Source organism: Bradyrhizobium sp. LTSP857 (genome assembly GCF_000938285.1).
Taxonomy (GTDB): Bacteria; Pseudomonadota; Alphaproteobacteria; order Rhizobiales; family Xanthobacteraceae; genus Bradyrhizobium.
The window spans coordinates 707,580-731,809 of sequence record NZ_JYMS01000049.1 but is presented as its reverse complement, the minus strand read 5'-3'; the positions used below and the strand labels follow the sequence as shown (position 1 = coordinate 731,809).

The window sequence follows — 24,230 nt, the reverse complement described above, 5'->3', positions numbered from 1 at the left end:
CGCATGATCGTGGGGCGATGTTGGGCTCGGAGCTCGGTATGACGATCTCAATAAGTGGACGCTGTAATCAGACGGGGCAGCTTGGAATCGCGATCGCGTCGTCCAGTATGAGCGTGGCGGCGCGATGCGCCTATGCCCGCGCCGGAGCCGGCGTTTGCGCCACCCAAAATATCACCGATCCGCGCTTGGGGCCACGCGCTCTTGCCTTGATGGAGCTCGGGCTGGACGCTGATACGATCCTTGCCGGGATTCGTGCAAACACGGAACACATCGAATTCCGCCAACTTGGGATTCTCGATCATTCCGGGCGGACCGCATGCTATTCCGGACTCCATAGTCTCGGCATTTTCGCAAGTGCCCACGGTCAGAATGTGATTGCGCTCGGCAACCTCCTTGCGAACGCCGAAGTGCCGAAGCGCATGATGTCGGCATTCAACGAGACCGCCGATGCTGAACTCGGCGATCGGCTGGTCACTGCCATGCAAGCTGGCCTGGCAGCTGGCGGCGAGGCCGGCCCAATGCTTTCGGCGGGCATGATTATTGTTGACCGCGTTCCCTGGCCGATCGCAGATATCCGGGTCGACCTGCATGATGAGCCGATCACCCGACTGTCGGAGCTATGGAAGGCCTGGAGGCCGCAGATGGATGACTATGTAACCCGGGCCCTTAAACCTTCGGCGGCGCCAAAGTTTGGAGTTCCGGGCGATTTGTGAAGTCGTTCGGACGGGATTCGTTTGCCGTATCTCTCAGCCTGGGCGAGTTGCTCTGCTGTCGTTCTGCGTCGTCCGTGCCCAATATTCCGTCACGTCGCTCCGGAAGTCGGAGATAAACTCAGAACCTGCGGGGAGGCGGCCAGCGCAAAGGCCCCTGACGAGTCTTGAATGGAGCAGGTTCGGACGAGACCAGCTTCGTGTACCCGGTAGTAAGTCGAGAAGGGGGACGTCTTCCCGATTGCCAATCTGCATGTGACCCGTGCGACGTCTGAAGAATGGATTACGAGAAAAATGACCGAAGCAGCAAGCGCAAGCGTTCTCCGATTCAGTGCGATTCAACAGAGCTTCGCAAGTCCAATCGGAGATGCACCAAACGTGGTCATCAGCGATGTCGGCTTCGAAGTGAAGCGGGGCAAGTTCGTCAGCGTTATCGGGCCGAGCGGTTGTGGGAAGAGCACTCTCATCCAAATGGCCGCAGGGCTTCTCAAGCCGTCGGTCGGCATGGTCTTCCACCATGATCGAGAGGTCACCAGCGTGAATCGTACCATCGGCTTCGTGCCACAACAGGCGCAGTTGTTGCCGTGGAAGACGATGATCGAGAACATCGAATTTCCGTTGTTGCTGCGTGGCATGACTCTAGCCGAGCGCCGCGCGAAGGCCATGGAGGCTATTAAGCGCGTCGACCTCGCCGGCTTTGAATCGCACTACCCGTATCAATTGTCGGGCGGTATGCAGAAGCGTGCATCCATCGCACGCATGCTGGTCTACAAGCCGGATACGATCTTGATGGATGAGCCGTTCGGTGCGTTGGACGCGCAGACCCGCATGGTCATGCAGCATGATTTGCAGACGATGCTGGCTACCGAAGGTGCAAGCGTGCTCTTCGTCACGCATGACATCACCGAGGCGGTATTGTTGTCGGACAGCGTTGTCGTGCTAAGTCGCAGGCCCGCGCGTGTCATCGCCGAAATTCCCATCGATTTGCCACGACCTCGCGACATGTTCGAACCTTACGCGACGCCAGGCTTTGCCGAAGCGTACGATCGGGTGTGGTCCGTATTTCGAAGCGAACTCAACATTAGGCGTGCGGCATGAGCGACCAGATGACACTGACTTCACTCCGCGCGCCATCGCCGAAACGAATCTGGGCGCCCGTATGTCGGGCGCTTTTGTTGGCAGCCCCGGGCGTCACGTTGCTCTGCTTTTGGCAATTTGCGTCCGGACGATTGATACGCGAGACGTATGTCAGCAAGCCGACGGAAATCGCATGGCGTCTTATCGACCTATTCTACACCGGTGAAATCTGGCCAAGCCTCCGCGTGACAGGGGAGGAATTGGTTCTATCCTATGTGATCGGCGTTCTGCTCGGGCTGTTGCTCGGATATGCGCTTGGGCGTTCTCCGCGCGCGGCCTCAATCTTCGAGCCCTACGTGATGGCATTCTACGGAATACCGAAAATCGCCTTGGCGCCCTTGTTCGTCATTTGGTTCGGTATCGGCATTTGGTCGAAGGTGATGCTGGCCGGCACAATGGTGTTCTTTCTCGTCTTCTATAATGTTTTCGCCGGCGTCCGATCGGTCGACCGGGATGTCGTTAATTTGGCCCTGGTTTTGGGGGCAAATGAACGTCAGCTGGGTCGACAGATATATTTACCCGCTGCCGCGCCGTTTCTGTTGCTGGGGATGCGTATGGCCATACCCTATGCTGTCATCGGCGTGATCGTGGGGGAGTTTACCTCGTCAACCGCAGGGCTCGGTCTGTTTATCAATTATGCGTCTTCGACTTACGATCCGGCCGGTGTATTCGCAGGCATTTTTATCCTCTTGGCGTTCGTGATGGGGATGAATGCGTTGGCCAATCGCCTCGAGCGCAAGCTCCTGAAATGGCAGCCAACCTCCCAGAGGATTGCCTCCGAGCCAAACTAGGCCGCGCGTGCAGCATGCTCTGATCTTTTCGGACTCGTTGTGCTGTAAACTGGAAGAGACCGCCTCATGGATCCAATCTATCTCACTTATCTCAATCGCCAGGACATCGAGGCACTGAAACTGTCCGATCAAGAGGTTCTGGACGCGATTGAGTCGGGTCTCGCGAGACAGGGCCGCGGGGAGGCGGTTATTGAGCCGCGTGTTCATCTGGAGCCAAAGTTGGCCGACGGCCATTTCAACGTTCTTCGCGGAGTTCTCGGCACCGCCAACAACGCCGCAGGCGTGAAGATCGTTGGTGACTTCGTCGATAACTACAAGTCTGGAATGCCTTCGGAGTTCGGGGTGCTTCTGCTGTTCGACCCGCGCAACGGTGTGCCGAGAGCCATCATGGACGCGAGCGGCATAACGGACATGCGGACGGGAGCGGTGACGGCAATAGGCGCCAAATATCTCGCTCGGAAGAATTCGAAGATACTGGGGCACATCGGGGCGCGAGGCACCGCGTACTGGAATGTCCGCCTGTTGGACCACCTCTTCGCCTTCGATGAAATTCGCGTCCATTCAAGGCGACCGGAGAGTCGGAATGAGTTTGCAGAGCGATTAAGTCGAGACCTCGGGAAAAAAGTGGTTGCGACCGAAGACTGGCGAGCTTGCGTTGAAGGGGCAGATATCGTCGTTGAAGCGTCGCGCCTTGTCGAACCTGAACCGATGCTCCTTACGAGCTGGATCAAGAGCGGAGCCTTCGTCGTTCCCTATGGGACCATGAGCGCGGTCGAACTGTCTCTGACCGATATCATGAGCAAGCTCGTGGTTGACGATTGGGGCCAGTGCAAGTCCGGAAAGTTTGGAAGTCTTCGGGCCCATGTTGAGGCCGGAAAGCTGTCCGAAGAATCGCTCCACGCCGAGCTCGGCCAGATTGTCGCCGGGCTGAAGCCTGGTCGGGAAAGCGAAGACGAGACCATCTTGCTATGGCACCGTGGCCTCTCACTGAGCGATATTGCGCTCGGGCATGCGATGCTGAAGAAGGGAGAGCGTCTCGGTATCGGGCAACGCCTGAGGTACGCTTAGCCGGAGAAATCGAAGGCGGACGATTTTTGCTTCCAATACTCGCGCACGAGCTCTGAAGAGAGCCACACCAGTACCAGAGAGAATTTCGGCAGCGCGAGCCTGTCGGTATTTTTGTCGGTATCCAGCGGATTCCGCGAAAATAAATTCAGTGATTTCATTCGGTTACATGCCCATTTCCATTACCTCGGGGGTAATGGAAGGGCTGAAATCCGCATGCTAGGTTTTCGACCATGAGCGCACATGCATCCACGGCACGCACCGAACATGGCCAGCCGGTCCATATAGGCGACCACTTACGCGAGTGGCGGCAGCGCCGGCGCATGAGCCAGCTCGATCTCGCAGGCGAGGCGGAGATCTCTGCGCGACATCTGAGCTTCGTCGAGACCGGCCGCGCCGCGCCTTCGCGCGACATGGTGCTGAGGCTTGCCGAACGTCTCGACGTGCCCCTGCGCGAACGCAATGTGCTGCTGGTCTCAGCCGGCTATGCGCCGGCCTTTCCGCAGCGTCCGCTGGAGGACCCCGCCTTGAAATCAGCCCGTCAGGCGATCGACCTCGTGCTCAGGGCACATGAGCCCAATCCGGCGCTGGCCTATGACCGGCACTGGAATCTGGTGACCGCCAATCGCATGGTGGCGCCGCTGCTCGAGGGCATCCCGGAGCGGCTGCTCGGCCAGCCCTTCAATGTGCTGCGGCTCGCCTTTCATCCCGAGGGGCTGGCGCCGCGTACCGTCAATCTCGCCGAATGGTGCGCGCATCTGCTCGAGCGCCTGTACCGGCAATGCGAGGCGACGGCCGATCCGGAGCTGATCAAGCTCTACAACGACCTGAAGAGCTATCCGATCCCGGCACGTGCGGGCCCGCTGTCGAGTGACAATGTCGCGATCCCCTTCAAGCTGCGCCATGACGGGGGGATACTCAGTTTCTTCTCCACCACCATGGTGTTCGGCACGCCGGTCGACATCACCCTGTCGGAGCTGGCGCTGGAGACGTTCTTTCCGGCCGACGAGCGCACCGCCGAATGGCTGAAGCAGACGGCCGCAAATATGGCCTAGCGCCCTTGCCTCGGGCGCCGTTCGGCTTATCTTCCGACAAAACGGCAAATGCCCGAAGGAGGCGTGTATGAGCGCACTGAAGCCACTCCAGATCGATGTCGTCTCCGACGTGGTGTGCCCGTGGTGCTATATCGGCAAGCATCGGATCGAGAGCGCGCTCGCGCTCGTTCCCGACGTCCCGGTCAAGCTGCAATTCCGCCCCTTCTTCCTCAATTCCTGGGTGCCGCGCGAGGGTATCAGCCGCGAGGAATATCTCACCCAGAAGTTCGGCTCGGTCGAGGCCTACAAAGGCATCGCCGGCCGCGTCGTCGCAGCCGCAAGCGAAGAGGGGCTCACCTACCGGCCGGAGCTCGTGGCGCGTCAGCCGAACACGACCGACTGCCACCGCCTGATCCTCTGGGCCGAGGCGATCGGTAAGGCACCCGAGATGAAGCAGCGCCTGATGGAGCTCTATTTCCGCGACGGCGGCGATCTCACCGATGTCGACGTGCTGGTGCAGGCGGCCGCCGATATCGGCCTCGACGCCGATGATGTGCGTCGGCGCCTTGCCACCGACGAGGACGTCGCGCGCGTCACGGCCGATGCACAGGAAGCCGCGGAGAAGGGCATCTCCGGCGTGCCGACCTACGTGTTTGCGCAGAAATACGCCGTCTCCGGCGCGCAGGATCCCAACATGCTCGCGCGCGCCATCCGCCAGGTCTCGGCGGAGATCAACGCGCAGGCGGCGGAGTAACGTTCGCTTATTTGCGGAGCAGGCGGATCGCGCGTCGCGCTGTCTCGCGCGCGATGCCGCGCGCAATCAGCGCGGCATGGATCAGCGCCACGACCGGATCGTTTCGCCTCAGTGGAATCAGCACGTCGCCGATCGCGAACCGGCCACGCCAGATCGGGTTGATCATGGGGTGATCGGCGCTTGCAGTGGAATCGGCACTCGCGATGGCTGGATCGGCGCAGAGATGGCGGGTGAGGTCGAGCGTCAGCTGCACGCCCGGCGAATATTTTGCAAAATGTTCGTCGATGCCGAGCTTGAAGAAGAAGGCGCGGTCCTGATGGCGCAGCACGATGCCGGCCGCGACAGGACTCGTGCCGGCGCGGAGCGTGACAATCTCGCATTGCGCGGTCTCCGCGAGCGCCGGGACGGCGCGGCGGATGAAGGTCGCATCGCCTGTGTCCTGGGCCAGCGCGGTGCCGCGCTTGCCCTTCCAGCCGCTGGCTTCGAGCTGCAAAAATGTTTCGAGCGCGGCCCTGATCTCATCCGGCCTGCGCGCAACTTCGAAGGTGACAGGTCCATGCTCCGCCAGGCGGTGGCGCTGCCGGCGCAGCTCTTTGAGTTTTTTCGTACCGAGCGCATCGTGCAACAGCTTGTCGCCATCTTGTGTCGCATCGAGACTGGCGCGGATGTAGGAGGAGAGCACACGCGGCTTCAGGCGGCCGAGAGCGTCTCTCAGCGATTCCATCGCGGTACCTTCGAGCGCAACGTCGCGCAGGATCAGCGCATGTGCGCCGGCCTCGCGCGCCCGCTGCAACAAGCGCGTCGATGCCTCGGCCGCAGCGTCGCGGTCGATCAGCGGGCTGCACAGCGTGCCGTAGGGATGCGCGCTCACCAAAGCGGGCAGGGGAATGTTCCAGGCCTGCCAGAGCGAGATCACCGGCATCAGCCCGGTCAATCGCGTCGAGGAGCCGTCGAATGCGGACAGGGCCTGCGCACCCGTGCGGCCGCGCGCGGTGGCGCTGACGGCAAGCTCCCAGGCGGGCAGGTAATAGCCGTTCGGCTCGATCGCCCGCTGCGCAAGCGCGCGCCATTGACCCGGCTCGATCGCGGCGAGTGGGACGAGCGCGTGCGTCGTCGCGGCATCTCTTGCAGATGCCGGATTGATCGCAGCCTGGTGCGCGATGTCGACCACGTCCCGTCGTCCCCGTTCACGCCGGCATGAGCCGCCGTTACGCGGTCATGCTTAGCGCAAAGATTGGAAAATACCGTTGGGACGTCACTTCAATTCGAGTGGTATTGTTAACGTCTCATTGCCGATAACGGCGCCTGCTCGGTCGGCCCGACGTTCGTCTCCTCAGGCGAGGGAGACTCGGTCTTCACATTGACTGTGACCGCCATTTCAAGTTCGTCGTCAGCCTCTCCCCAATATGAACCGGAAAGAGGAATGGCCTGCTCGGGTGTCCGGGCGACGCCGACTCTGATCAAATCACGGTTTCCGACGATCCCGTTGGTCGGATCGAACTCGACCCAGCCCGAGCCCGGGACGTAGATCGAGCACCACGCATGGGTTGAGCCTCCGCCGAGCCGTACGGGTCCGTCGCGGTCGGGCACATAGACGTAGCCCGTGATGAAACGGGCAGCGAAGCCGAGCGAACGGGCGGCTTCCATCATCAGCAATGCGAAGTCGCGACAGGTGCCCTGTTGCAGGCCGAGCGTTTCGGAGGGCGTCTGCGTTCCCGGCGAAGCTCTGCGCCGATATGAAAAGCCCTCGGCGATCGCCTCGTTGAGCGTCATCAGCAGCTGTCCAGTTGGCCGGCTCTCGCCACGCACAATGAATTTGGACAACCATTCGTCGACGGACGCGTCGCTAGCATGATGGCGGCGCATGTAAGGCAGGAGGTCCGGCAGCTCGTGCTCGTCATAGCGAAACGGATGCTGACGGGCGTATTCCTCGATTTGGAAGTCAGGGATGCTTTCTGGCGTGTGCTCGAGACGAATCGTGGTGTCGAATTCCAGGATTTCGCTCGCCGCCGCAAAGTCGACCAGCGTGACGCAGTTGCCGAACACGTCGTGGATCCAGCGGATCTCGACGGGCTCGGGACGTATCGCGATCCGGCAGTCGAGCAAGCGCTGATCAAAACTGTCGCGCGGACGAAACAGCAGTTGGTGCCGCCCGGGCCTAACCGGTCGCTTGTAGCGATAGGTCGTGTGATGGTGGACGGAGTAGATGGTCATCCTGCGCCCTCGGGCCCGCACTATATGACCCTAAATTCGCGGCGGTTCCAGCGTTGCAGGCGATTTTGTCCGCGAAAGGCCCGGTATCCCGCCTGGCCGCCCTGTATTTCAGCAGCTCTGCCGAGGAACGAAACGGGACTTGCCGAGCTTGACGTGCCACGGTTAACGGTGACGCCTCGGGAGACGATCTTGAAAATACGTGCGGGTTACGACATCGCATTCAACTGCGTTCAAGACGTTCCAATGGTGCTGATGCTGACTGTCCATCCTACCCGCCAGCACGATTTGCTCACCGATCATACTATCCAAATCTCTCCTCACGTAGCCGCCAGAAATTACGCGGACGCTTTCGGCAACGTCTGCACGCGTCTGGTCGCTCCCGCGGGCCAGATCGAGATGCGCAGCGAATTCATTATCGAAGACAGCGGCCTCCCGGACGCGGTGGTGCCCCATGCCGCGCAGGCCCCGCTTCACGACCTTCCGGACGAAGCTCTGGTCTACCTGCTGGGCAGCCGCTATTGCGACACGCAGAAACTAACGGAGCTCGCTTGGGCTTTGTTTGGCAGCGTCAACGGAGGCTGGCAGAGGGTCCAGGCGATTTGCGACTATGTCCACAATCGCATCCAGTTTGGCTATCAGTTTGCGCGAAGCGACCGCATAGCATCTGAAGGCAACGCGGAACAGATCGGAGTCTGCCGCGACTTCGCGCATCTGGCGGTGACACTGTGCCGCTGCATGAACATTCCGGCCCGCTATTGCACCGGCTATCTCGGCGATATCGGCGTGCCGCTCGATCCTGCGCCGATGGATTTCAGTGCCTGGTTCGAAGTCTATCTCGGTGGACGCTGGCACACATTCGACGCGCGCCACAATCATCCTCGCATTGGACGTATCGTCATCGCACGGGGGAGGGATGCCGCCGACGTCGCGATTTCCACGACCTTCGGCCCCGCCCGGCTGGTGCGATTCACAGTATTGACCGAGGAACTCGCGCAGAACGACACCGTTCGGATCGAGTCGTCCACGAGGCAACTGCAACATCAGTTTGCTTGAGGCCTGCGAAGCTTTGCTCGGCATCGCGCAACTGCCGTCGTCGAGCGCGTCGTCACGCCGGCCGATCCGCGCGAAACCTGAATGAGACGCCAAGAATAGACAGGACCGGACGAGCTGTTTCGTCCGGTCCCGTCCTGCATGACTTGATCGATTACCAGCGGTCGCCGCCGACCCCGACGCCCACACTGACGCCGGGCGCGCGAATGCCGACTCCGCCGCGCGGACCATCGTCCCAGTCGCGATGGCTGCGGCGCTCGTAATAACGGTCGCGCGGCATGGCGTCATAGGAGTCGCGAACGATCACGCGCGCGCCACCACGGGTGCGATAGCAATTGCCGGCGTCATCGCAGACCAGCCGGACCTCCTGAATGAGATCGGGACTGGTGTATTCGCTGGTCGTGTAAACATCGGCGGCCTTCGCGCCGCCGGACGCGGCCAGCGCGCCGACGCCCGCCAGCAGCGCAATCGTGAATGTCCTCATCATGTCCTCCTCCGAAACTGCCCTCGGTGGTAACAAGAAAGGGAGGCGGTGATCGTTCCGGCCGATTTACAGGTTTTTCCCGAAACTCGATCTCGCGTCAGCGCCAGCTGAGCCTAGATCGGCTCATAAACCTCGGACCCGCAGATGTCGTCGATCTCCGCGCGTCGCCGGTCGACGACTTTTCCGCTGGCAATCGTCACGATGTAGGTCTGGAGGCCGAGCGCCGAGCCGGTGGCGGAGGTCAGTTGCGCGCGGACGCAGGCCGTCCAGCCCAGTCCGCGCACCTCGTGATGGGGCGGGGCGACATGCACCTCGCGCGGATAGGAGGTGTTGATGAAGACCACATCGATCTGCTCGCGCACCACGCGCTTGACGTCCGGGGGCGGTTCAGGCGGCGCCTGCTCGGCCTCCTTGAGGCGCATGAATTCAGGCACGGGCGCGCGGCTGTCGGCAAAGCCGCAAGCACCGAGCGCGAGTGCGCCGGCGATCAACGCCACATGAGCAACAATCCGCAACATTCGTGAAGGTCCCCTGCGGGCCAACAGATAGGCGCGAATGCGACCCGGCGAAGTCCCGACCGATCAACATTTGCTGAAGCGGTGGAACCCGCAGGATTTGCTATTATGGGATTGCAGGCTAGTTTGTACCCCAGACGAGAGGGGATTGCAGGCAATGAGGATTTTGGTCATAGCGGCCGCGGTGTTGGCGCTGACGGCGGCCTCGGCGCAGGCCCAGATGGGCGGCGGCGGCCGGCGTGGGGGCAACGAGGGGCCAAAGACGGACAACAAGCCTAAGGTCGACGAAAAGGCCTACAAGGCCGCGCTCGAGCGCATTCCCGAGCCCAAGGAGAAGTATGATCCGTGGAGCGGCGCTCGCCCGAGCGACCCCGCGAAGAAGTCGAAGTAAAGCGGGCGGGGATTGCTGACCCGCCTGCGATACCTGGTCGGCCTTCTTGCGCTCCTGCTGCTGGCGGCGCGACCGTGCTTCGCCTGGGAGAGTTGGGGCAGCGATCCCGGCGGCTCGCGCTTCTCGCCGTTGCAGCAGATCACGCCTGACAATGTCGGCAATCTCGTCCGCGCCTTCGAATTTCACATCGGAGATCTCGCGACGCGGCCGCCTGCGGTCATGCGGCGAACCAAGTTCGAGGCGACACCGCTGTACGTCGAGGACAGCCTGGTCTTCTGCTCGCCCTTCAACGAGGTGATCGCAATCGACCCGGGCACGGGTGCGCAAAGATGGCGCTACGATCCGAAGATCGCCATCAATCAGCGGCCCGCCAATCGCTATGTCTGCCGCGGCGTCACTTACTGGATCGATGACAAGGCGCCTCCCGATGCCGCCTGTCGCTCGCGCATCTTCATGGGCACCAACGATGTCCGCCTGATCGCACTCGATGCGAGGACGGGAATTCCCTGCGGCGATTTCGGCAAGAACGGTGAGATCAAGCTCGACATCGGCATGAAGCTGGAATGGCCCGGCGAATTCCAGATCACCTCGCCACCAGCGGTCGGCCGCGGTGTCGTCGTGGTCGGCTCCTCGATCGGCGACAACCGCCGCGTCGATGCGCCGAGCGGCATGGTGCGCGCGTTCGATGCGCGCAGCGGTGAGCCGCGCTGGACCTTCGAGCCGCTCAAGCGCGACGGCATCGAGGCCGGCCACGCCAATGTCTGGGCGCCGATGTCGGTCGATGAAGCACGCGGACTGGTGTTCCTGCCGACCTCCTCGCCGTCGCCGGATTTCTGGGGCGGCAAGCGCCCGGGCAATAATGAGCACGCCAATTCCGTCGTGGCGCTGCGTATCGAAACCGGCGAGCTCGCATGGGCGTTCCAGACCGTGCACCACGATGTCTGGGATTACGATCTGCCGGCGCAGCCGACGCTCACGCGCCTCGACACCGGCGAAGGTCAGCGCGACGTTGTGATCCAGCCGACCAAGCATGGGTTTGTCTTCGTGCTCGATCGCGACACCGGCAAGCCTGTGTGGCCGGTCGAGGAGCGTGCGGTGCCGCAAGGCGGCGCCGAGGGTGAACAACTTTCGCCGACGCAGCCGTTCCCGACGCATGTGCCTGCGCTGACGTCGCAAAAAATATCGACCGAGGACGCGCTGACGATGCTGCCGGGTCTGAGTAACTCAGCATGCGAACGGCAATTCGCGGAGGCGCGTAACGAAGGGCTGTTCACGCCGCCCTCGACACAAGGAACGCTTGAGTTTCCGTTCACGGGCGGTGGCGTGAACTGGGGCAGCGCGGCCTTCGATCCCGTCCACCAGATCCTCTATGCCAACACCAGTCGCGCCGCGCATCTCATCAAGCTGATCCCGCGCGCGGATGCGGCCGGCTTCAACCCGCCGCCGGGGCATGATTTCGGCCAGCAGCAGGGCGCGCCGTTCGCCATGTCGCGCTCGGTCGTGACGTCGCGGCTCGGGATGATCTGCGTCAAGCCGCCATGGGGCGAGATGGTCGCCGTCGACCTCAAGGCCGGCAAAACGCTCTGGCGCGCCACCGTCGGCACCACCGAGGATCTGGCGCCGCTCGGGATGCCCTTGCCGTGGGGTACGCCGCTTCTCAGCGGCGTTGCGGTTACGGAAGGCGGCCTCGTCTTTACCGGCGCGATGGATGCCTATTTGCGTGCGTTCGATGCGCGCAGTGGAAAAGAGCTGTGGCAGGGGCGGCTGCCGGTGCCCGGCGTCGCCAATCCCATGACCTATCTCTGGAAGGGCGAGCAATATGTCGCGATCGGAGCCGGCGGCCATTCCGAAGCCGGCACGTCGATCGGCGACAGCCTGGTTGCGTTTCGCCTGGCGCGGTCCGGCGAGGCGCCGTCATGGTGGTCGCGCACGATCGATCGCCCCGGCGGGCGATTCTTTGCGGCGTCCTCAGTGATCGTGCTCGCGATCGTCGCGCTCGTGATCGCGGTGCTTCGCTGGCGGCGCCGGCGTCGTATCAGACGAGCGTAACGTTGCATCGTGCATGCGATACGAACGGCCATTCACATCATATGCACTACTGTACGAAAGCGAGGCCGATGCGCTTGTCGTTGCGCCATACCGCACGACAATCTCGTATGAAATTGTCGCGTGAAATCGACAGCGTGAACGATTGCGGCAATATGGCAGGGTTTTCGAGATCGATCGCGGCGCCGCTTGCCGACATGTTGCGAACCGTGCACGCGATTCCGCTGTCGTCAAAGGTGATCGCGCCACCCTTGAAAACACGGTAACGCTGCGCTGCACGCTTCTCGATCATTCGCGTTAATCCATAATGATGATTGTGAAGTAGTGCATAGAAATTACGTTGAACTAAACTCAATACTGGCGCTACTTGCACAGCGCTTCAGACTTCGTTTACGAAACTGAAGCGGAGTGTCCCTCCGCCGACTTTCCCCAAAAGCCTTTTACCTTTATGGCGTCCCGCGCCGATGGAGATACTGATGAAGACCACGCTTTCTCTTCTGTTCGCCGCAGCCCTCGCGCTGTCGTCAATGCCCGCCCACGCCACCAAGATCGATCTCGCGACCATGAGCTGCAAGCAGTTCGTCGAGAGCGGCGACGACACCATCAAGATGGTGCTGACCTGGATGGATGGCTGGTACAAGGGTGACGAAGACAATGCGATCATCGACACCGACGTGTTCGTCGAGAACGCCAAGAAGTTCGGCACCTATTGCGGAGCCAATCCGAACGTCAGCATCGTCACCGCGGCCGACGAAGTGCTCGGCAAGTAAGGTTTGAAACGCAACGCCCGAGGCGGGTGCCGCTTCAGTCGTCTGCGTGATCGCCATCCAGAGCCGCGGTGCGCCTGGCGTGCACTGCGGCTCTCGGCTTTTAGGATCATCCCGGCAGCATCGCGAACGCGCTCGACACCATCGCCACCTGCTTGTTGTCGGTGGCGGAAAGCAGGGTGACGCGGCCAAAGCTCATGGTGCGTCCGAGCCGCACCACGCGCGCATCCGCCAGCACATCCGAGGACGAGACCGCGCGCATGAAATGCGTGGTCTGGTCCACCGTGGTCATCGGGCGATAGCCGCGATTGGCGGCCAAATTCGCGATCACCATCGCGGTGTCCGCGAGCGCCATCAGCGCCTGGCCGCACATCACGCCGCCGTGCCGGCACAGCCGTTCCGAAAACGCCATGCGCAAGAGCGCGCCCGGCTGCCAGTCCGGTGCATCCGGCGGCGGCACGTGATCGATACTTTCGACGGAGAGGTTGAGATCCTGGACCCAGGGCGCAAAGACCTCGCCGAGGATGCGTCTGGCGTCGGCGATGCCGAACTCGGCTTCTGGCTGTGATGGCATAATGGCCGTTTCCTCGTCTGTTGCCGGATGTTTCAGCCATTCTGCCCGCTTTGGCGCGGCAAAGTCACCCGGTCTGCGTCGATCCCGTCGGCTTGAAAATGCCTGACTTCGCCCGATATGATGCCACCCTTGGGAGCGGGTGGACGATGTTGCGTCGATGTGTCCTTGTGTTTTGCCTGGCCGCGCTCGGCCTCGCGCTGAACGGGTGCACCCGGTGCGGCCCGATTTGGGACGACTGGCTGCATTCGCCGAAATCGTGCAAATCGGACCGGCTCTAGCGGGCCGGCAGCGGTGCTCGAGGCTGTAACTGGGATAACAAGGCGCGGGTGATCCGCCCCTCTATCGATGATCAAGGAGTGAATGATGAAGCTTTTCCGTATGGCGGCGGTGCTGCTGGCTGTGCTGGCGGGCCCGGCCTATGCGCAAATGCCCAATCTCAATTTACTGCAGGAAGGCCCGGGCAAGACCCCGGAGGAAAAGGCCGCGGATGCCGAGCGTGAGAAGGCCTACAAGGAAACGCTGAAGAAGATTCCGGACGCCAAGGCGTCCAACGATCCCTGGGGCGGCATGCGCTCCGATCCTCCGAAGCAGGCGGTCGCGCCGAAGGCGTCCGCCGCAACCAGCGCGCCAAAGAAGACAAAGGCCGGCACCGCCGCCGCCAACTGACCGTGGTCCGGATCGGAGGTCGGCGACGTCTCCGGCCGGGACTCCACTTCGCCCGGCCTGCGTCCTACATTCGCAACGAGGGTTGCGTTGAGGAGGCAGGATATGGCGGATCGTCCGCGGGATCTCGCCGAGCGGATGGCGCGCCGGCACAAGGCGTCCGTAAAGCCGGGCGACAAGGCCGGCGACGGCTATCTGCGCGAGAGCTTCACCTTGCCGCGCGCCGCGGCGCGGGCAAGAGCGCAGGCCTTCTTCGCCCGCTACCCCAAGGCCGGCTATATGAGCGAAGTCGAGAACTGGCGTGAATTGCCGGGCGGCGACATCGAATTCACCATGCGGCGGCTGCCTAGCGCCGACTAGCGCCGGCCGGGCCTAGTCGAGGGATTCGGCGACGATGCGGATCCGGAACACGGGTTCCTTGGCTTCGTCGAGCAGCTCCATGTGCCATTCCGAGTTTTCCTGGAGCTTGCGGGAGATGCCCGCGGCCATGTCGGCGCAGACGTTGGTCATCTCCTTCCAGGCCGAAGAGCGATCGGCAAACTCCGTCGCATGGTCGGCGCAGCCGGAATAGCGGCCGTTCCGGATTCGAAAGAAATAGAGCGGCATGGCTGGCACCGATCGCGTGATGGCCGCGCCCCGAGGCCATGAGGACGCCCAGTGCAATCCCAAACCGCGGGCAGATCAATTCCGGTCCTCTACGGAATACGCCGTCGCAGAGCGCCCCGACGTGGCTACGCGCGACAGGGCCTATTGCGGCGCACAAAGCCAATCCGGGTCCGCCGATGTCGGTCAGCCGATGCACGCCGTCTTGCTCAGGCCGTCTTGCGCGCGATGGCCTTCAGCTCCCGATCGATACGCAGTTGCACACGACGGATCGCGAGAAGTTCGATCTTCGTTTCGGTCCGACCCGCCTTGGTCTGGTCGCCGATCCGGAACTGCCACTGCCAGACGCCCGGGATCGCTGTCTTTGCAACCGTGAACTCCACGCCCCGGTGATTCATGGTCACCTCCACGTTTCACTTTCCATGACGGCTAACATGTTGGGAGTCACAATATTCCGCCGCCACGTAAAATTTGCCGTTAAGTCGTGGACAGTTCACCGAAATCCTGGAAGCGCGCACGGGTCGAAACAAGCGAAATCAGATTCCGAAAGACCGGACGCCGTCGCAACCCGTGGAACCGCCGTCGCCGCTGTGAGACGCTGCTAGCCATTAGGTCAGGAACTCTGTTCATGGCCGGAGAACCACGGATCATTCAAATACGCGCTGGTTGCAGCGGGAGAGCATCACCAGCGCGGTTCCAATCGCTCGTCTGCGGCGAAGAAACTCCGGCGCGATGCCTGCACTTTGTGGAACCAGTTTCGCGCGCGATGTCGGCACCGCGGCCATTCGAAGCGAATGCGCGCGTCCCACAGTTTTCCACTTTTGCGTGCGCGGCGACTATGCTCTGGTGATGCTCGGAGGCCGCTGAGACGGGCGCAAAGAGGAAGACGTGAACTGGCTGAGACATCTCGTTCTGCGCTGGGGCGCACGAAATTTCTCTCTGGTCTGTCCGCATTGCCGGCGGCCTGCTTCCTCCCTTGCGTTCAAGCGTGGACGCTTCATGCTCGGTGACGAAAAGCTCGTCTGCGAGCAGTGCGGCAACGCCAGCGTCGTCACCTTCTGGCGTTTCGAAGGCCTGTCGTGCCGGGCCGATCGCACTGAGGCGCGCCGACATGAGCCGCTGGCGAATTCACGACACTGATGTCACGCGAGCGGTTAGCTGCGGCATGTGCTTTGCTTTGTCCGACGACGGCAGGCAACATGAGTGCACCATGTTCGGCATTCCCCGTCGCTACAGTCATTTCGTCTTCGGCGTCATTCAGTCCGGCCTGACCTCGCTGATCGCGGCGGGGATCGCGAGCTTTCCGGCGGCGTCGGCGTTGCTGTTCGTGCAGCACTGGATGGTGTCGTGGCTGATTGCCTGGGCCGCGATGCTGCCCATCGTGCTGCTGGCGGCGCCCGCGATCCGCGCGTTCTCGCTGCGGCTGACGCGCGAGGAGGGCAGCGCCTGAGCGCGCCGCGGCAAGAAAAAACCCCGCCAGGGGAGAGCCGGGCGGGGTAGAAGGTTATTGGAGGCTGAGGTGCTGGGCTGCAACACCATAGCCGAATGACCTTAGCCCGCTCAGCTTACGACAGCCTGACGGACCGCGATGGATCTGAGGCGAGCTGATCGGTCGCATCGCGATTCGGGCGCCAGACACAGAAAACCCCGCTCGGGGCAGAGCGGGGTCATCGACTGGTATGGAGGCCCGGTGTTGGTCCACCGGGCAAGGCGACGCTAGACGAGTCTGCTTACAGGCGCCTTACGCAAGCTTGTGCAAGCTCGCGGCAAAGCGTTTAGAGACGCTCTCACGTCCCAATTCAGACATCCGATCGCACAACTTCAGACACATCCGTTGGCGAGACTTGGCGCGCACGGCGAAGCCATGGGGGAAACGTGGCGCGCCGATAGCGGGGTGGCATCATGGACAAGGTAGAGCGGTCATTTGCCGCCGCGACGGCGGCTGGCTTTGTGGTGTTGGTCATCGGCATCGTGCTGCTGGCGGTGATGTAGGCGCGGGTGGACAGGCGGCCCAACCAAAAACGCGAAAACAACCCCATGCACAGTAGATCGCTGGGCGAATTCGCTGCTTGGTCAATGACTTAAGCGTGGTATTTAGATACCTGAATCGCGCAGAATCAGCCTCCGGGAGCTTTACATGCGGACGCGCGAGGCCGGGCCCCTTCTCGAGGGGAACAGGCATTGGGCTCCGGTCCTGGCGAGCCTAGTGCACCTTGATCGCGTTCAGGGGAAGCCGGAGCTCGGCGGCGCGCTCTTCGCGGTCCTTCTTGCGGAACTCGTTTTCCTTGCGTTCGAACTTCACCATCTCCTCATGCGCCGCCTCCAGCAGGTGATTGCGCCTGATCGCATCGTGGTGCGCATTTTCCGTCATGACCGAAATCCCCACTGTGGCGGTGCCATCCGATAGAAAGCCGGACACCGCGGAAAAGTTTCGGTGCCGCAGGATTGCGGAATGATGATGGCGTTTCGCTCGCGCGTCCTTGATGTGCATCGTCTTCAGTGGAATTGGGGCTGGTGCAGTACGATGAGATCGCGAGCTGAGGCGGCCCTCTTGAAGGAATTGACCCGATGTCAAAAGAATCTGTGACCAGCGATTTGTTCGACCGATGGGAGTTGGTCTGGCACGAAGACCGACACGATCTGGTCCCGACTTGTGTTGGGCCGACCTACATCAGGCATGAGGCGACCGGCGATCGGACAGTCACCGCAGAAAGCTACGCGGCGGAACGTGCCAAAATGAAAGAGGCGCGCCCCGGCGTTCGCGTGGCGGTCTACGATCACATGTTCGTCGGCGACCGCGCGTGGTTTCGCTTCACGTTCAGGTGGCGCGACCCGAACAGCAACCTACCTGTCACGCAAGCCGGCATGCAGTCGTATCGGCTCGAGGACGGGAAGCTTGCGGAGACGTGGATCGTCCTCCAGCCGCTCGGCTCAAACTGGCCCGATCCCGTTGCACAGGACCATCGGACCAGCCCGGTCCCGGGACATCAGGACACTGCCAAATCCAACTTGTGACACTGGACTTGAATTCGGACAGCACCAATGAAAGAGGTCGCCAAGCGAGGCGGCCTCTCGTCATGTCTGAGCCGAGTGCCCTAGTGGCAAGGTTTTCCCAGCATCTGCGCGTACCTGCTGTGGCAGCCGTCGTGCAACTGCCACCTCTTCGTGATTTTTGGGCCGAATTTCGGGGCACACGATGTCTGCGCTTGCGCCGCAACCGAGCCAGCGAAGATGAATAGTGCGAGAGCGACCGTGACAATCGACTTCATCACTCCTCCTATGGTTGTTCAAACGAGACGCCATGTAGCGCTACAAATATAAGCGTTACACATTGTAGCATTAAATGCAAGCTTAGGCGGGTGCCGGAAATGCGGATTCCGGCACTGGGCATGAACCGAAGCGAATTTTGTTGCCTTAGTCCGGCGCCTGTAAGCCCGGCGATCTCAGCCACTCGCTCATGTGCGAGCCTGTCTCGGCTTGGCGGGCTTTGCGGAGGAGGGCTTCGCGCTCAGAGCCGGGAGGCAGCTTTCTGGCCCGCTCTCTTAACCGTGCAGCTTCCTGGGCGAGACGTTCTTCGAGGGAATGGATTTGCTTGAAACGACGGCGCTCCATGACACAACCTCGTCTTCCGGGTCCTAACCGCTGGGTTTGAGTTCTTGCGATCCTAATATGCAGGCGGCCCGCTTTCTGTTCCAAAGTGAACATTTCGAATTGGGCCGCCCCAAAAATTCGGCCACGGCGGTCGGAAGCAGACCAGCACCAAAAATCGGGTACGGGCCGCGCCGTCTTAATGTTCGTGAAATACTCGCCGAACTGGCGCGTATTCATGGACCGGCTGGATAAGGAATTTCCACAATGGGAGGCAACTTTATGCTGCCGTTCCCGGACGATTATAAGCCACCCGAAACGGAAGAGGCCGCCAACTGAGGCGGCCTTACTTCATGGAAAAAACGCCACCCGCTTAATCTGTGTCGCGGGCGGCGGCTTTCCAGCCCCGAGGGGGATGATGCAAAACCCCGGTACCAGCAAAAATTGCATATCCGCATCGCGAGGTCTGAGCAAAATTGCTCACTCCAAATCAGGCCACTCCCCAAATCAAACTAGGCCACGGCGGTCGGAAGCAGGCCTGCACCCGACTCTGGAATAGGCGCCCGCCAAGGCGTATATTGCTCAGAACGGTTGTCGCGTCGGGCTCATCCCCGGGGCGGTGATCGGTGGTCGTTTCCGCGCCAACGGCGACGGCCCCACTGGTTTGATGGTGGAAGCGGTCAGATTCGAACTGACGGGACCCTGCGAGGGGTTTGGACGCCCAAAGGTCCGCCGAGGGGTAAGCTCGGTGCAATAGGCCACTCTGCCACGCTTCCGCACACAAAAACGCCCCGCCAACCGAAAGGCCGGTGGGGCGTTTGCTTGTGTGTGCTTGAGCAACCATGCCAGCATAATGCACCGTTGCTGGCATTTTTCAAGGCGCATTGCAAAGTCCCGTGAAAAATACTATCATGCTGGCATAGTAATGGAGATGCCAGCATGAAAGAGGTTTCTGGGAAGGCTCGGGGCGGCGTCGCTCGGATGGAGGGAACGACCGCGAAAGAGCGGAGGGCATTGGCCACCAAAGCTGCGGCTGCAAGGTGGGGTAACGACATCAAGAGTGTCGCGCATGGGGACGATGACCATCCCCTTAGAATCGGCGAGATCGAAATCCCTTGCTACGTGCTCGATGACGAAACGCGAGTTCTTTCCCAGAGAGGCGTTGTCGTTGGCGGCCTTGGTATCCAATACGGCGGTGGGTCAGTTCGCGATGGTGCTGATCGACTAACGTCTTTTCTACAGGGAAAAATTCTTTCCCCGTTTGTTTCCAATGAGTTGCTCGCGCTGGTCCAGAACCCAATAAAGTTCCGCTCACCGGGCGGACTGGCGCACGGATACCCAGCAACAATTCTAGCCGATATATGCGATGTCGTTCTAAACGCGCGTAGTGCTGGCAAACTGCAAGCGCAGCAGATGCACATTGCTGAGCGGTGCGAGATTTTAGTTCGCGGATTCGCGCGCGTGGGCATTATCGCGCTGGTTGATGAGGCGACGGGTTTTCAGTACGCGCGCACACGAAATTCACTTGCGCGTATCCTTGAGGCTTTTGTGACTAAGGAATTGCAACCGTGGGTTAAAACATTTCCTGATGAGTTTTACGCGCAACTTTTCCGATTGCGTGGGCTCAAATATGATTCTGACTCCGTCAAACGCCCGCAGTATTTCGGGACGCTCACAAACGATATCGTTTGGAAGCGAATTGCGCCGGGAGTGCTAACAGAACTAAAGCGCGTGATCCCGAAGGATGCAAGCGGTCGGCGTAAAGCTACGTTGGCGCAGGCACTCACTCGCAATATTGGATATCCCAAGCTCCGGGAGCATTTGGGCGCAACGGTTGCCTATATGACCGTAAGCCCGGACTATCCGACGTTCATCAAGACGCTTGATGCGCACCGGCCGCGCTTCCACGACCAGCTTGAACTTCCTTTCGAGTACAAACCCGATGAAGACGACGGAAAGGGACTTTAATGAAGTTCGCTCATCGCGATGTGGAATACGACGTTCACGCACTCACCAGCGAGAAATGGGAATGGATTGCTTATCCCAAGATCGGGGTTGGCTCGAAATTTGGCGGCTTAAGTGGCCCGACCGAAGCTGATGCAAAAAAGTCAGCGCGGCTCGGCATAGACGAGTTGCTAGATGGGAAAGAGGCCGCCAACTGAGGCGGCTATACTAATACGTGTTCCGGTTATAAATACACGGTCTGAGAACAAATACGGTTCTATATAATCCTATAAATCGTTCTTATCCGGAGAACTACGGGGCATCTCTAGGGCCGCCAACTAAGGCGGCCTAGTCTGTCCCATCTAATCTATTCGTTACATGAACAGACTTTGGCTGTCCGCGAACGAAATCAGGCCACTACGAAATTCAACTTAGGCCACTAGGGGTTAAAACAGGCCAGCGCCAAAATCCGCAAAAGAACATATTGCGAACTTGGAACAAATAGGGTACATTGCTTTTATCGACGAGCCGCCCCGCCAATCGTTTGTCCCTCAGCCGAATCCTCGCCATAAGGAGCACGACCCGATGTCCACCACTGCCCTGCGTATCGTCGAAGGATCCTCCATGGACAAGACTAAGGCCTTGGCCGCCGCGCTCTCCCAGATCGAGCGCCAGTTCGGCAAGGGCTCGGTGATGAAGCTCGGCAAGAACGACCGCTCGATGGATGTCGAGTCGATCTCTTCGGGCTCGCTGGGGCTTGATATTGCGCTTGGAATCGGCGGCCTGCCGAGGGGGCGCGTCGTGGAAATCTACGGGCCGGAATCCTCGGGCAAGACCACGCTGGCGCTGCACACGGTGGCGGAAGGGCAGAAGAAGGGCGGCATCTGCGCCTTCATCGATGCCGAGCACGCGCTCGACCCAGTCTATGCGCGCAAGCTGGGCGTCAATATCGATGAGCTTCTGATCTCGCAGCCGGACACCGGCGAGCAGGCGCTGGAAATCTGCGACACGCTGGTGCGCTCCGGCGCGGTGGACGTTCTGGTGATCGATTCGGTTGCGGCGCTGGTGCCGAAAGCCGAGCTCGAGGGCGAGATGGGCGATGCGCTGCCGGGCCTCCAGGCCCGCCTGATGAGCCAGGCGCTGCGCAAGCTCACGGCCTCGATCAACAAGTCGAACACCATGGTCATCTTCATCAACCAGATCCGGATGAAGATCGGTGTGATGTACGGCTCGCCGGAAACCACCACCGGCGGCAATGCGCTGAAATTCTACGCCTCGATCCGTCTCGACATCCGCCGCATCGGCGCGATCAAGGAGCGCGACGAGGTGGTCGGCAACACCACGCGCGTGAAGGTGGTGAAGAACAAGCTGGCGCCGCCGTTCAAGCAGGTCGAGTTCGACATCATGTACGGCGAGGGCGTCTCCAAGATGGGCGAGATCCTCGATCTCGGTGTCAAGGCCGGCATCGTCGAGAAGTCAGGCGCCTGGTTCTCCTACGACAGCCAGCGCCTCGGTCAGGGTCGCGAGAACTCGAAAGCGTTCCTGAAGGCCAATCCCGACATGACCGCCAAGATCGAGACCGCGATCCGCCAGAACTCCGGCCTGATCGCCGAGCAGATTCTCGCCGGCAGCCCCGAGCGCGACGCCGATGGCGAAGAGCCGGCGGAAGAGTAGACCTTAACGCGAAGAGTTTTTCGCGAGGAGCGGGCGCTGAGGACGTTGAGTTGCCGACGTCTTCAGTGCCCGTTTCGTTTTGCGTTGTAGTGACCAGGTGGCGCGATGAAGCGTCTAATCTTGACTGGCTGGGGCGGTGGGAGTGAGCTTGCTCGATCGGGTTTGACCGAGATCGTCATACCGTTCCATTTTCAATTTGCGTGGGGGCCGCTCCCTCGGGCGGAAAAGCTTTCAGCTTATTTTGCAGCCTATACCAAGGATATTGATCCAGCCGGTCACTGGTCGGATTGGGTCCGCTGGCCACCGGGCGCCAAGGGGCGCTCATTGTCGCTGGCCGAGTTTTGCGAGCCGTATGACGAGATCGAACTCTGGTTCGGAGCAACTCCCCGAGATCAACTGCAACTCGTCTGGTTGCTCGATCACCTTGGCAGTTGTCCTGAACTGGCGCAGAAGCTTGGGCTACGATTGCTGGACTCCGATCTATTTTTTTATCCTGATTGTGATTTCGCCGAGTTCGACCGCTCTATTCCCCTTGTGGACGTCACTGCGGATGGGTTCGAGACTGCTAGGTCGGCTTGGTCGGCCTACCGCGCGCCGACCCCCGAGGCCTGCATTTATCTCCTTCACCGTGATCTGAGTCCCTTGCTGAGGCTACGGCCTGCCTTGCTCGAGCTTCTGGCAGAACTGCCGTCTCCGTTGACAGGACTTGGTATGACCGAGTTGCGATTTCTGGAGATGCTTGCGAGAGGGTATGCGAACACGAACGCGTTGTTCCATTTGCGCTCGCAACGGGGCACTTATGTGTTCGGTGAGATCGAACTGGGATATTTGCTCGAAGGCCTCGCGCTTGGTCCCAAGCCGGATGTAGCCGGGTTGGGCGACGAATTACGCACCATCGACCATGGCAACCATAGAGCTCGGCACGCGGTCTATCTCCGCAGCCGGCTGTCGTTGACGGAGTTCGGAAAAGCAGTGCTGGCCGGGGAGGAAGATTTCAGCCGCTATAATCCGATCGATCGCTGGTGGGGCGGCACGCGGCTGACCAATGATCGGCTGTGGCGCTACGGCCCTGTCTTGACAAAGCCGTGAGACCGCGAACATGACCCCGGCTGACCGCGACGACCGACTCGTCCACCGCAGGTGCCATCCGTCAGGCCGGCCTTGCCGATATCGTGAGAGGCAATCGTGTCACATTTGATTTTAGCCACGAACGATCTTGCGGAAGACGTGCTTCGGCAGTCCGGTGTCGCGAATCTCGCGCTCGGATTCTATCTACGTTTCGTCTGGAGGAAATTGCCTTCCGAAGAACGACTTTTGAAAGGGTTGGAGCGGCGTTCGGAGAAGCATTGCAATCCTGGTGATCATTGGCTCGACGACGTTTGTCGCGGCTCGCTCAACGGTTTCGGCACGCGCGATATCGGTTTCCTTGAGCTGTGTGCAAAGTTCGACTCAATTGAAATATGGGTCGATCCCCGGCCCAACGATCAGCTTGTGCTCGTCTGGCTGCTGGACCTGCTGCGCCCCTACAAGGAGATCACGACGAAGCTGAGCCTGGTGCACACGGACGACATTGTTGCAAACTATGCGCCGGAGTCTGTCGCAAAATGGAAGCTGCCTCCTTCAAGGTGACCGACAACCATCTGGTGACGGCAAGCCGCGCCTGGCGAGCTTATCAGGCTGAAACGCCAGAATCCTGTTTCGATCTGCTGATGACGGATCTCATGATTCTGCCGAGACTTCGATCGGCACTGATTGCGGTGCTTGAAGAGCTTCCGGACAGGGGGACGGGACTCGGTGCCAGCGAAATGGATCTCCTCGACTTTGTGAACGAGGGGCACACTGACCCGAGGATCGTCTGCGAGGCGAGGTGGCTTCGCGATGTGTTCGACGGATCCGACGCGCAAGATGCTTTGATCGAACTGGGGGAATATTCGGTCCCGCCGGTCTTGTTGGGCGATCCGGCGTTCGACAACGAGGACCGCTACTTCGGCAGGAGCGAGTGGAAGGTTACGCTGACTGAACTCGGGCGTTCACTTCTGGCGCGCGAAGCCGACATGTGGCGCCACAACCCAATCAAGCGCTGGTGGGGCGGTACTGAGCTGACCAATGACCGGCTCTGGCGGTGGGATCGCGAGAACAGATTGTTGGTTGCGCCTTAGAGGCGCGTTCACTGCCGTAGGGTGGGCAAAGGCGCGCAAGCGCCGTGCCCACCAAATTCCAACGTGG

At 60.9% G+C, this 24,230-nt stretch carries 32 protein-coding genes and 1 tRNA gene; 21 read left to right on the top strand and 12 right to left on the bottom strand.

Annotation, left to right across the window (positions count from 1 at the left end):
- Positions 1–38: 38 nt before the first annotated feature.
- From UP06_RS36945 to UP06_RS36930, 4 genes are all read left to right on the top strand, one after another.
- Complete coding sequence (locus tag UP06_RS36945) at positions 39–713, top strand: DUF1028 domain-containing protein (protein ID WP_045008843.1); 675 nt, start codon at positions 39–41, stop codon at positions 711–713.
- 291 nt (positions 714–1,004) lie between these two features.
- Positions 1,005–1,808: an ABC transporter ATP-binding protein gene (locus UP06_RS36940; RefSeq protein WP_045013427.1), complete on the top strand. Its 804-nt coding sequence runs from the start codon at positions 1,005–1,007 to the stop codon at positions 1,806–1,808.
- Positions 1,805–2,638 carry an ABC transporter permease gene (locus UP06_RS36935; protein ID WP_050032593.1) on the top strand — a complete coding sequence of 278 codons (834 nt, stop codon included), beginning with the start codon at positions 1,805–1,807 and terminating at the stop codon, positions 2,636–2,638. Before UP06_RS36940 ends, UP06_RS36935 begins: the two co-directional genes overlap by 4 nt.
- A 66-nt stretch (positions 2,639–2,704) precedes the next feature.
- Positions 2,705–3,706, top strand: a complete 1,002-nt coding sequence (locus UP06_RS36930) for an ornithine cyclodeaminase family protein (protein WP_045008554.1) — start codon at positions 2,705–2,707, stop codon at positions 3,704–3,706.
- Here UP06_RS36930 and UP06_RS41290 read toward each other — a convergent pair.
- Entirely contained in the window at positions 3,703–3,864 is a 162-nt protein-coding gene (locus UP06_RS41290) for a hypothetical protein (protein WP_156163455.1), read from the bottom strand. The two genes, UP06_RS36930 and UP06_RS41290, sit on opposite strands and share 4 nt — an antisense overlap.
- 72 nt (positions 3,865–3,936) lie before the next feature.
- Between UP06_RS41290 and UP06_RS36925 the strand changes: the two genes are divergently transcribed.
- On the top strand, positions 3,937–4,758 hold the full coding sequence (locus tag UP06_RS36925) for a helix-turn-helix domain-containing protein (protein ID WP_045008553.1): 822 nt from the start codon (positions 3,937–3,939) through the stop codon (positions 4,756–4,758).
- 67 nt (positions 4,759–4,825) lie between these two features.
- Entirely contained in the window at positions 4,826–5,491 is a 666-nt protein-coding gene (locus UP06_RS36920) for a DsbA family oxidoreductase (protein WP_045008552.1), read from the top strand.
- Positions 5,492–5,498: 7 nt separating this feature from the next.
- Here the strand turns inward: UP06_RS36920 and UP06_RS36915 are convergent, their stop codons facing one another.
- Together UP06_RS36915 and UP06_RS36910 are read right to left on the bottom strand one after the other, a co-directional pair.
- Complete coding sequence (locus UP06_RS36915) at positions 5,499–6,662, bottom strand: GNAT family N-acetyltransferase (RefSeq protein WP_045008551.1); 1,164 nt, start codon at positions 6,660–6,662, stop codon at positions 5,499–5,501.
- A 107-nt stretch (positions 6,663–6,769) separates the two neighbouring features.
- Positions 6,770–7,705 (bottom strand): transglutaminase family protein, encoded by a 936-nt coding sequence (locus UP06_RS36910; protein WP_045008550.1) that lies wholly within the window; start codon positions 7,703–7,705, stop codon positions 6,770–6,772.
- A 189-nt stretch (positions 7,706–7,894) separates the two neighbouring features.
- Between UP06_RS36910 and UP06_RS36905 the strand changes: the two genes are divergently transcribed.
- Positions 7,895–8,758 (top strand): transglutaminase domain-containing protein, encoded by an 864-nt coding sequence (locus tag UP06_RS36905; RefSeq protein ID WP_045008549.1) that lies wholly within the window; start codon positions 7,895–7,897, stop codon positions 8,756–8,758.
- 151 nt (positions 8,759–8,909) lie between these two features.
- Here the strand turns inward: UP06_RS36905 and UP06_RS36900 are convergent, their stop codons facing one another.
- Both UP06_RS36900 and UP06_RS36895 read right to left on the bottom strand, forming a co-directional pair.
- A complete protein-coding gene (locus UP06_RS36900; RefSeq protein ID WP_045008548.1) occupies positions 8,910–9,242 on the bottom strand; it encodes a hypothetical protein in 333 nt (110 codons plus the stop codon).
- Between the two features lie 110 nt (positions 9,243–9,352).
- A complete protein-coding gene (locus UP06_RS36895; RefSeq protein WP_045008547.1) occupies positions 9,353–9,757 on the bottom strand; it encodes a hypothetical protein in 405 nt (134 codons plus the stop codon).
- A 154-nt stretch (positions 9,758–9,911) separates the two neighbouring features.
- Here UP06_RS36895 and UP06_RS36890 point away from each other — a divergent pair, with 154 nt between their 5' ends.
- Positions 9,912–10,145 (top strand): hypothetical protein, encoded by a 234-nt coding sequence (locus UP06_RS36890; RefSeq protein ID WP_045008546.1) that lies wholly within the window; start codon positions 9,912–9,914, stop codon positions 10,143–10,145.
- Positions 10,146–10,157: 12 nt separating this feature from the next.
- Positions 10,158–12,194: a pyrroloquinoline quinone-dependent dehydrogenase gene (locus UP06_RS36885; protein WP_245305636.1), complete on the top strand. Its 2,037-nt coding sequence runs from the start codon at positions 10,158–10,160 to the stop codon at positions 12,192–12,194.
- A gap of 46 nt (positions 12,195–12,240) precedes the next feature.
- Here UP06_RS36885 and UP06_RS36880 read toward each other — a convergent pair whose 3' ends face one another.
- Positions 12,241–12,483 carry a PilZ domain-containing protein gene (locus tag UP06_RS36880; protein WP_045008545.1) on the bottom strand — a complete coding sequence of 81 codons (243 nt, stop codon included), beginning with the start codon at positions 12,481–12,483 and terminating at the stop codon, positions 12,241–12,243.
- A 184-nt stretch (positions 12,484–12,667) separates the two neighbouring features.
- Between UP06_RS36880 and UP06_RS36875 the strand changes: the two genes are divergently transcribed.
- Complete coding sequence (locus tag UP06_RS36875; RefSeq protein WP_045008839.1) at positions 12,668–12,961, top strand: HdeA/HdeB family chaperone; 294 nt, start codon at positions 12,668–12,670, stop codon at positions 12,959–12,961.
- Between the two features lie 106 nt (positions 12,962–13,067).
- Here UP06_RS36875 and UP06_RS36870 read toward each other — a convergent pair whose 3' ends face one another.
- The gene (locus tag UP06_RS36870; protein WP_045008544.1) at positions 13,068–13,532 is read right to left on the bottom strand and encodes a PaaI family thioesterase; all 465 of its coding nucleotides are present in this window, start codon (positions 13,530–13,532) and stop codon (positions 13,068–13,070) included.
- A gap of 363 nt (positions 13,533–13,895) precedes the next feature.
- Between UP06_RS36870 and UP06_RS36865 the strand changes: the two genes are divergently transcribed.
- Together UP06_RS36865 and UP06_RS36860 are read left to right on the top strand one after the other, a co-directional pair.
- The gene (locus tag UP06_RS36865; protein WP_082078689.1) at positions 13,896–14,198 is read left to right on the top strand and encodes a hypothetical protein; all 303 of its coding nucleotides are present in this window, start codon (positions 13,896–13,898) and stop codon (positions 14,196–14,198) included.
- Positions 14,199–14,300: 102 nt separating this feature from the next.
- Positions 14,301–14,555: a hypothetical protein gene (locus UP06_RS36860; protein ID WP_045008542.1), complete on the top strand. Its 255-nt coding sequence runs from the start codon at positions 14,301–14,303 to the stop codon at positions 14,553–14,555.
- Positions 14,556–14,567: 12 nt separating this feature from the next.
- Here UP06_RS36860 and UP06_RS36855 read toward each other — a convergent pair whose 3' ends face one another.
- Both UP06_RS36855 and UP06_RS36850 read right to left on the bottom strand, forming a co-directional pair.
- A complete protein-coding gene (locus UP06_RS36855) occupies positions 14,568–14,801 on the bottom strand; it encodes a DUF6894 family protein (RefSeq protein ID WP_045008541.1) in 234 nt (77 codons plus the stop codon).
- 206 nt (positions 14,802–15,007) lie between these two features.
- Complete coding sequence (locus tag UP06_RS36850; protein ID WP_045008838.1) at positions 15,008–15,196, bottom strand: hypothetical protein; 189 nt, start codon at positions 15,194–15,196, stop codon at positions 15,008–15,010.
- Positions 15,197–15,686: 490 nt separating this feature from the next.
- Here UP06_RS36850 and UP06_RS41815 point away from each other — a divergent pair, with 490 nt between their 5' ends.
- Positions 15,687–15,938: a hypothetical protein gene (locus UP06_RS41815; protein ID WP_197087464.1), complete on the top strand. Its 252-nt coding sequence runs from the start codon at positions 15,687–15,689 to the stop codon at positions 15,936–15,938.
- A gap of 70 nt (positions 15,939–16,008) precedes the next feature.
- The gene (locus tag UP06_RS36845; protein ID WP_045008540.1) at positions 16,009–16,248 is read left to right on the top strand and encodes a DUF2798 domain-containing protein; all 240 of its coding nucleotides are present in this window, start codon (positions 16,009–16,011) and stop codon (positions 16,246–16,248) included.
- A gap of 753 nt (positions 16,249–17,001) precedes the next feature.
- On the opposite strand, the gene UP06_RS41280 is transcribed toward UP06_RS36845, so the two are convergent.
- Positions 17,002–17,169: a hypothetical protein gene (locus UP06_RS41280; RefSeq protein ID WP_197087463.1), complete on the bottom strand. Its 168-nt coding sequence runs from the start codon at positions 17,167–17,169 to the stop codon at positions 17,002–17,004.
- 197 nt (positions 17,170–17,366) lie between these two features.
- Here UP06_RS41280 and UP06_RS36835 point away from each other — a divergent pair, with 197 nt between their 5' ends.
- On the top strand, positions 17,367–17,813 hold the full coding sequence (locus UP06_RS36835) for an ester cyclase (protein ID WP_045008538.1): 447 nt from the start codon (positions 17,367–17,369) through the stop codon (positions 17,811–17,813).
- 399 nt (positions 17,814–18,212) lie between these two features.
- On the opposite strand, the gene UP06_RS42355 is transcribed toward UP06_RS36835, so the two are convergent.
- Positions 18,213–18,410, bottom strand: coding sequence for a hypothetical protein (locus tag UP06_RS42355; RefSeq protein WP_045008837.1), 198 nt, complete (start codon positions 18,408–18,410; stop codon positions 18,213–18,215).
- A 644-nt stretch (positions 18,411–19,054) separates the two neighbouring features.
- Positions 19,055–19,162: transfer RNA gene (locus UP06_RS41275), tRNA-Val, on the bottom strand.
- A gap of 163 nt (positions 19,163–19,325) precedes the next feature.
- On the opposite strand from UP06_RS41275, the gene UP06_RS36825 reads away from it, so the two are divergent.
- The 6 genes from UP06_RS36825 (at position 19,326) to UP06_RS36805 (ending at position 24,163) form a co-directional block, all read left to right on the top strand.
- Complete coding sequence (locus UP06_RS36825; protein WP_045008537.1) at positions 19,326–20,354, top strand: P63C domain-containing protein; 1,029 nt, start codon at positions 19,326–19,328, stop codon at positions 20,352–20,354.
- Complete coding sequence (locus UP06_RS36820) at positions 20,354–20,548, top strand: hypothetical protein (RefSeq protein ID WP_045008536.1); 195 nt, start codon at positions 20,354–20,356, stop codon at positions 20,546–20,548. The genes UP06_RS36825 and UP06_RS36820 overlap by 1 nt, the downstream gene beginning before the upstream one ends.
- A 367-nt stretch (positions 20,549–20,915) precedes the next feature.
- Positions 20,916–22,004, top strand: a complete 1,089-nt coding sequence (recA, locus tag UP06_RS36815) for a recombinase RecA (protein WP_045008535.1) — start codon at positions 20,916–20,918, stop codon at positions 22,002–22,004.
- A gap of 162 nt (positions 22,005–22,166) precedes the next feature.
- Positions 22,167–23,093 carry a hypothetical protein gene (locus UP06_RS36810; RefSeq protein WP_245305635.1) on the top strand — a complete coding sequence of 309 codons (927 nt, stop codon included), beginning with the start codon at positions 22,167–22,169 and terminating at the stop codon, positions 23,091–23,093.
- A gap of 96 nt (positions 23,094–23,189) precedes the next feature.
- A complete protein-coding gene (locus tag UP06_RS42350; RefSeq protein WP_245305634.1) occupies positions 23,190–23,633 on the top strand; it encodes a hypothetical protein in 444 nt (147 codons plus the stop codon).
- The gene (locus UP06_RS36805) at positions 23,609–24,163 is read left to right on the top strand and encodes a hypothetical protein (protein ID WP_245305633.1); all 555 of its coding nucleotides are present in this window, start codon (positions 23,609–23,611) and stop codon (positions 24,161–24,163) included. Before UP06_RS42350 ends, UP06_RS36805 begins: the two co-directional genes overlap by 25 nt.
- The last annotated feature ends 67 nt before the right edge of the window (positions 24,164–24,230 follow it).

Coding starts and splice junctions, on each gene's coding strand:
- UP06_RS36945 (WP_045008843.1), top strand. CDS start 39: ATGACGATCTCAATAAGTGGACGCTGTAATCAGACGGGGCAGCTTGGA.
- UP06_RS36940 (WP_045013427.1), top strand. CDS start 1,005: ATGACCGAAGCAGCAAGCGCAAGCGTTCTCCGATTCAGTGCGATTCAA.
- UP06_RS36935 (WP_050032593.1), top strand. CDS start 1,805: ATGAGCGACCAGATGACACTGACTTCACTCCGCGCGCCATCGCCGAAA.
- UP06_RS36930 (WP_045008554.1), top strand. CDS start 2,705: ATGGATCCAATCTATCTCACTTATCTCAATCGCCAGGACATCGAGGCA.
- UP06_RS41290 (WP_156163455.1), bottom strand. CDS start 3,864: ATGAAATCACTGAATTTATTTTCGCGGAATCCGCTGGATACCGACAAA.
- UP06_RS36925 (WP_045008553.1), top strand. CDS start 3,937: ATGAGCGCACATGCATCCACGGCACGCACCGAACATGGCCAGCCGGTC.
- UP06_RS36920 (WP_045008552.1), top strand. CDS start 4,826: ATGAGCGCACTGAAGCCACTCCAGATCGATGTCGTCTCCGACGTGGTG.
- UP06_RS36910 (WP_045008550.1), bottom strand. CDS start 7,705: ATGACCATCTACTCCGTCCACCATCACACGACCTATCGCTACAAGCGA.
- UP06_RS36900 (WP_045008548.1), bottom strand. CDS start 9,242: ATGATGAGGACATTCACGATTGCGCTGCTGGCGGGCGTCGGCGCGCTG.
- UP06_RS36895 (WP_045008547.1), bottom strand. CDS start 9,757: ATGTTGCGGATTGTTGCTCATGTGGCGTTGATCGCCGGCGCACTCGCG.
- UP06_RS36890 (WP_045008546.1), top strand. CDS start 9,912: ATGAGGATTTTGGTCATAGCGGCCGCGGTGTTGGCGCTGACGGCGGCC.
- UP06_RS36880 (WP_045008545.1), bottom strand. CDS start 12,483: ATGATCGAGAAGCGTGCAGCGCAGCGTTACCGTGTTTTCAAGGGTGGC.
- UP06_RS36875 (WP_045008839.1), top strand. CDS start 12,668: ATGAAGACCACGCTTTCTCTTCTGTTCGCCGCAGCCCTCGCGCTGTCG.
- UP06_RS36870 (WP_045008544.1), bottom strand. CDS start 13,532: ATGCCATCACAGCCAGAAGCCGAGTTCGGCATCGCCGACGCCAGACGC.
- UP06_RS36865 (WP_082078689.1), top strand. CDS start 13,896: ATGAAGCTTTTCCGTATGGCGGCGGTGCTGCTGGCTGTGCTGGCGGGC.
- UP06_RS36860 (WP_045008542.1), top strand. CDS start 14,301: ATGGCGGATCGTCCGCGGGATCTCGCCGAGCGGATGGCGCGCCGGCAC.
- UP06_RS36855 (WP_045008541.1), bottom strand. CDS start 14,801: ATGCCGCTCTATTTCTTTCGAATCCGGAACGGCCGCTATTCCGGCTGC.
- UP06_RS36850 (WP_045008838.1), bottom strand. CDS start 15,196: ATGAATCACCGGGGCGTGGAGTTCACGGTTGCAAAGACAGCGATCCCG.
- UP06_RS36845 (WP_045008540.1), top strand. CDS start 16,009: ATGTTCGGCATTCCCCGTCGCTACAGTCATTTCGTCTTCGGCGTCATT.
- UP06_RS41280 (WP_197087463.1), bottom strand. CDS start 17,169: ATGACGGAAAATGCGCACCACGATGCGATCAGGCGCAATCACCTGCTG.
- UP06_RS36835 (WP_045008538.1), top strand. CDS start 17,367: ATGTCAAAAGAATCTGTGACCAGCGATTTGTTCGACCGATGGGAGTTG.
- UP06_RS42355 (WP_045008837.1), bottom strand. CDS start 18,410: ATGGAGCGCCGTCGTTTCAAGCAAATCCATTCCCTCGAAGAACGTCTC.
- UP06_RS36825 (WP_045008537.1), top strand. CDS start 19,326: ATGAAAGAGGTTTCTGGGAAGGCTCGGGGCGGCGTCGCTCGGATGGAG.
- UP06_RS36820 (WP_045008536.1), top strand. CDS start 20,354: ATGAAGTTCGCTCATCGCGATGTGGAATACGACGTTCACGCACTCACC.
- recA (WP_045008535.1), top strand. CDS start 20,916: ATGTCCACCACTGCCCTGCGTATCGTCGAAGGATCCTCCATGGACAAG.
- UP06_RS36805 (WP_245305633.1), top strand. CDS start 23,609: ATGGAAGCTGCCTCCTTCAAGGTGACCGACAACCATCTGGTGACGGCA.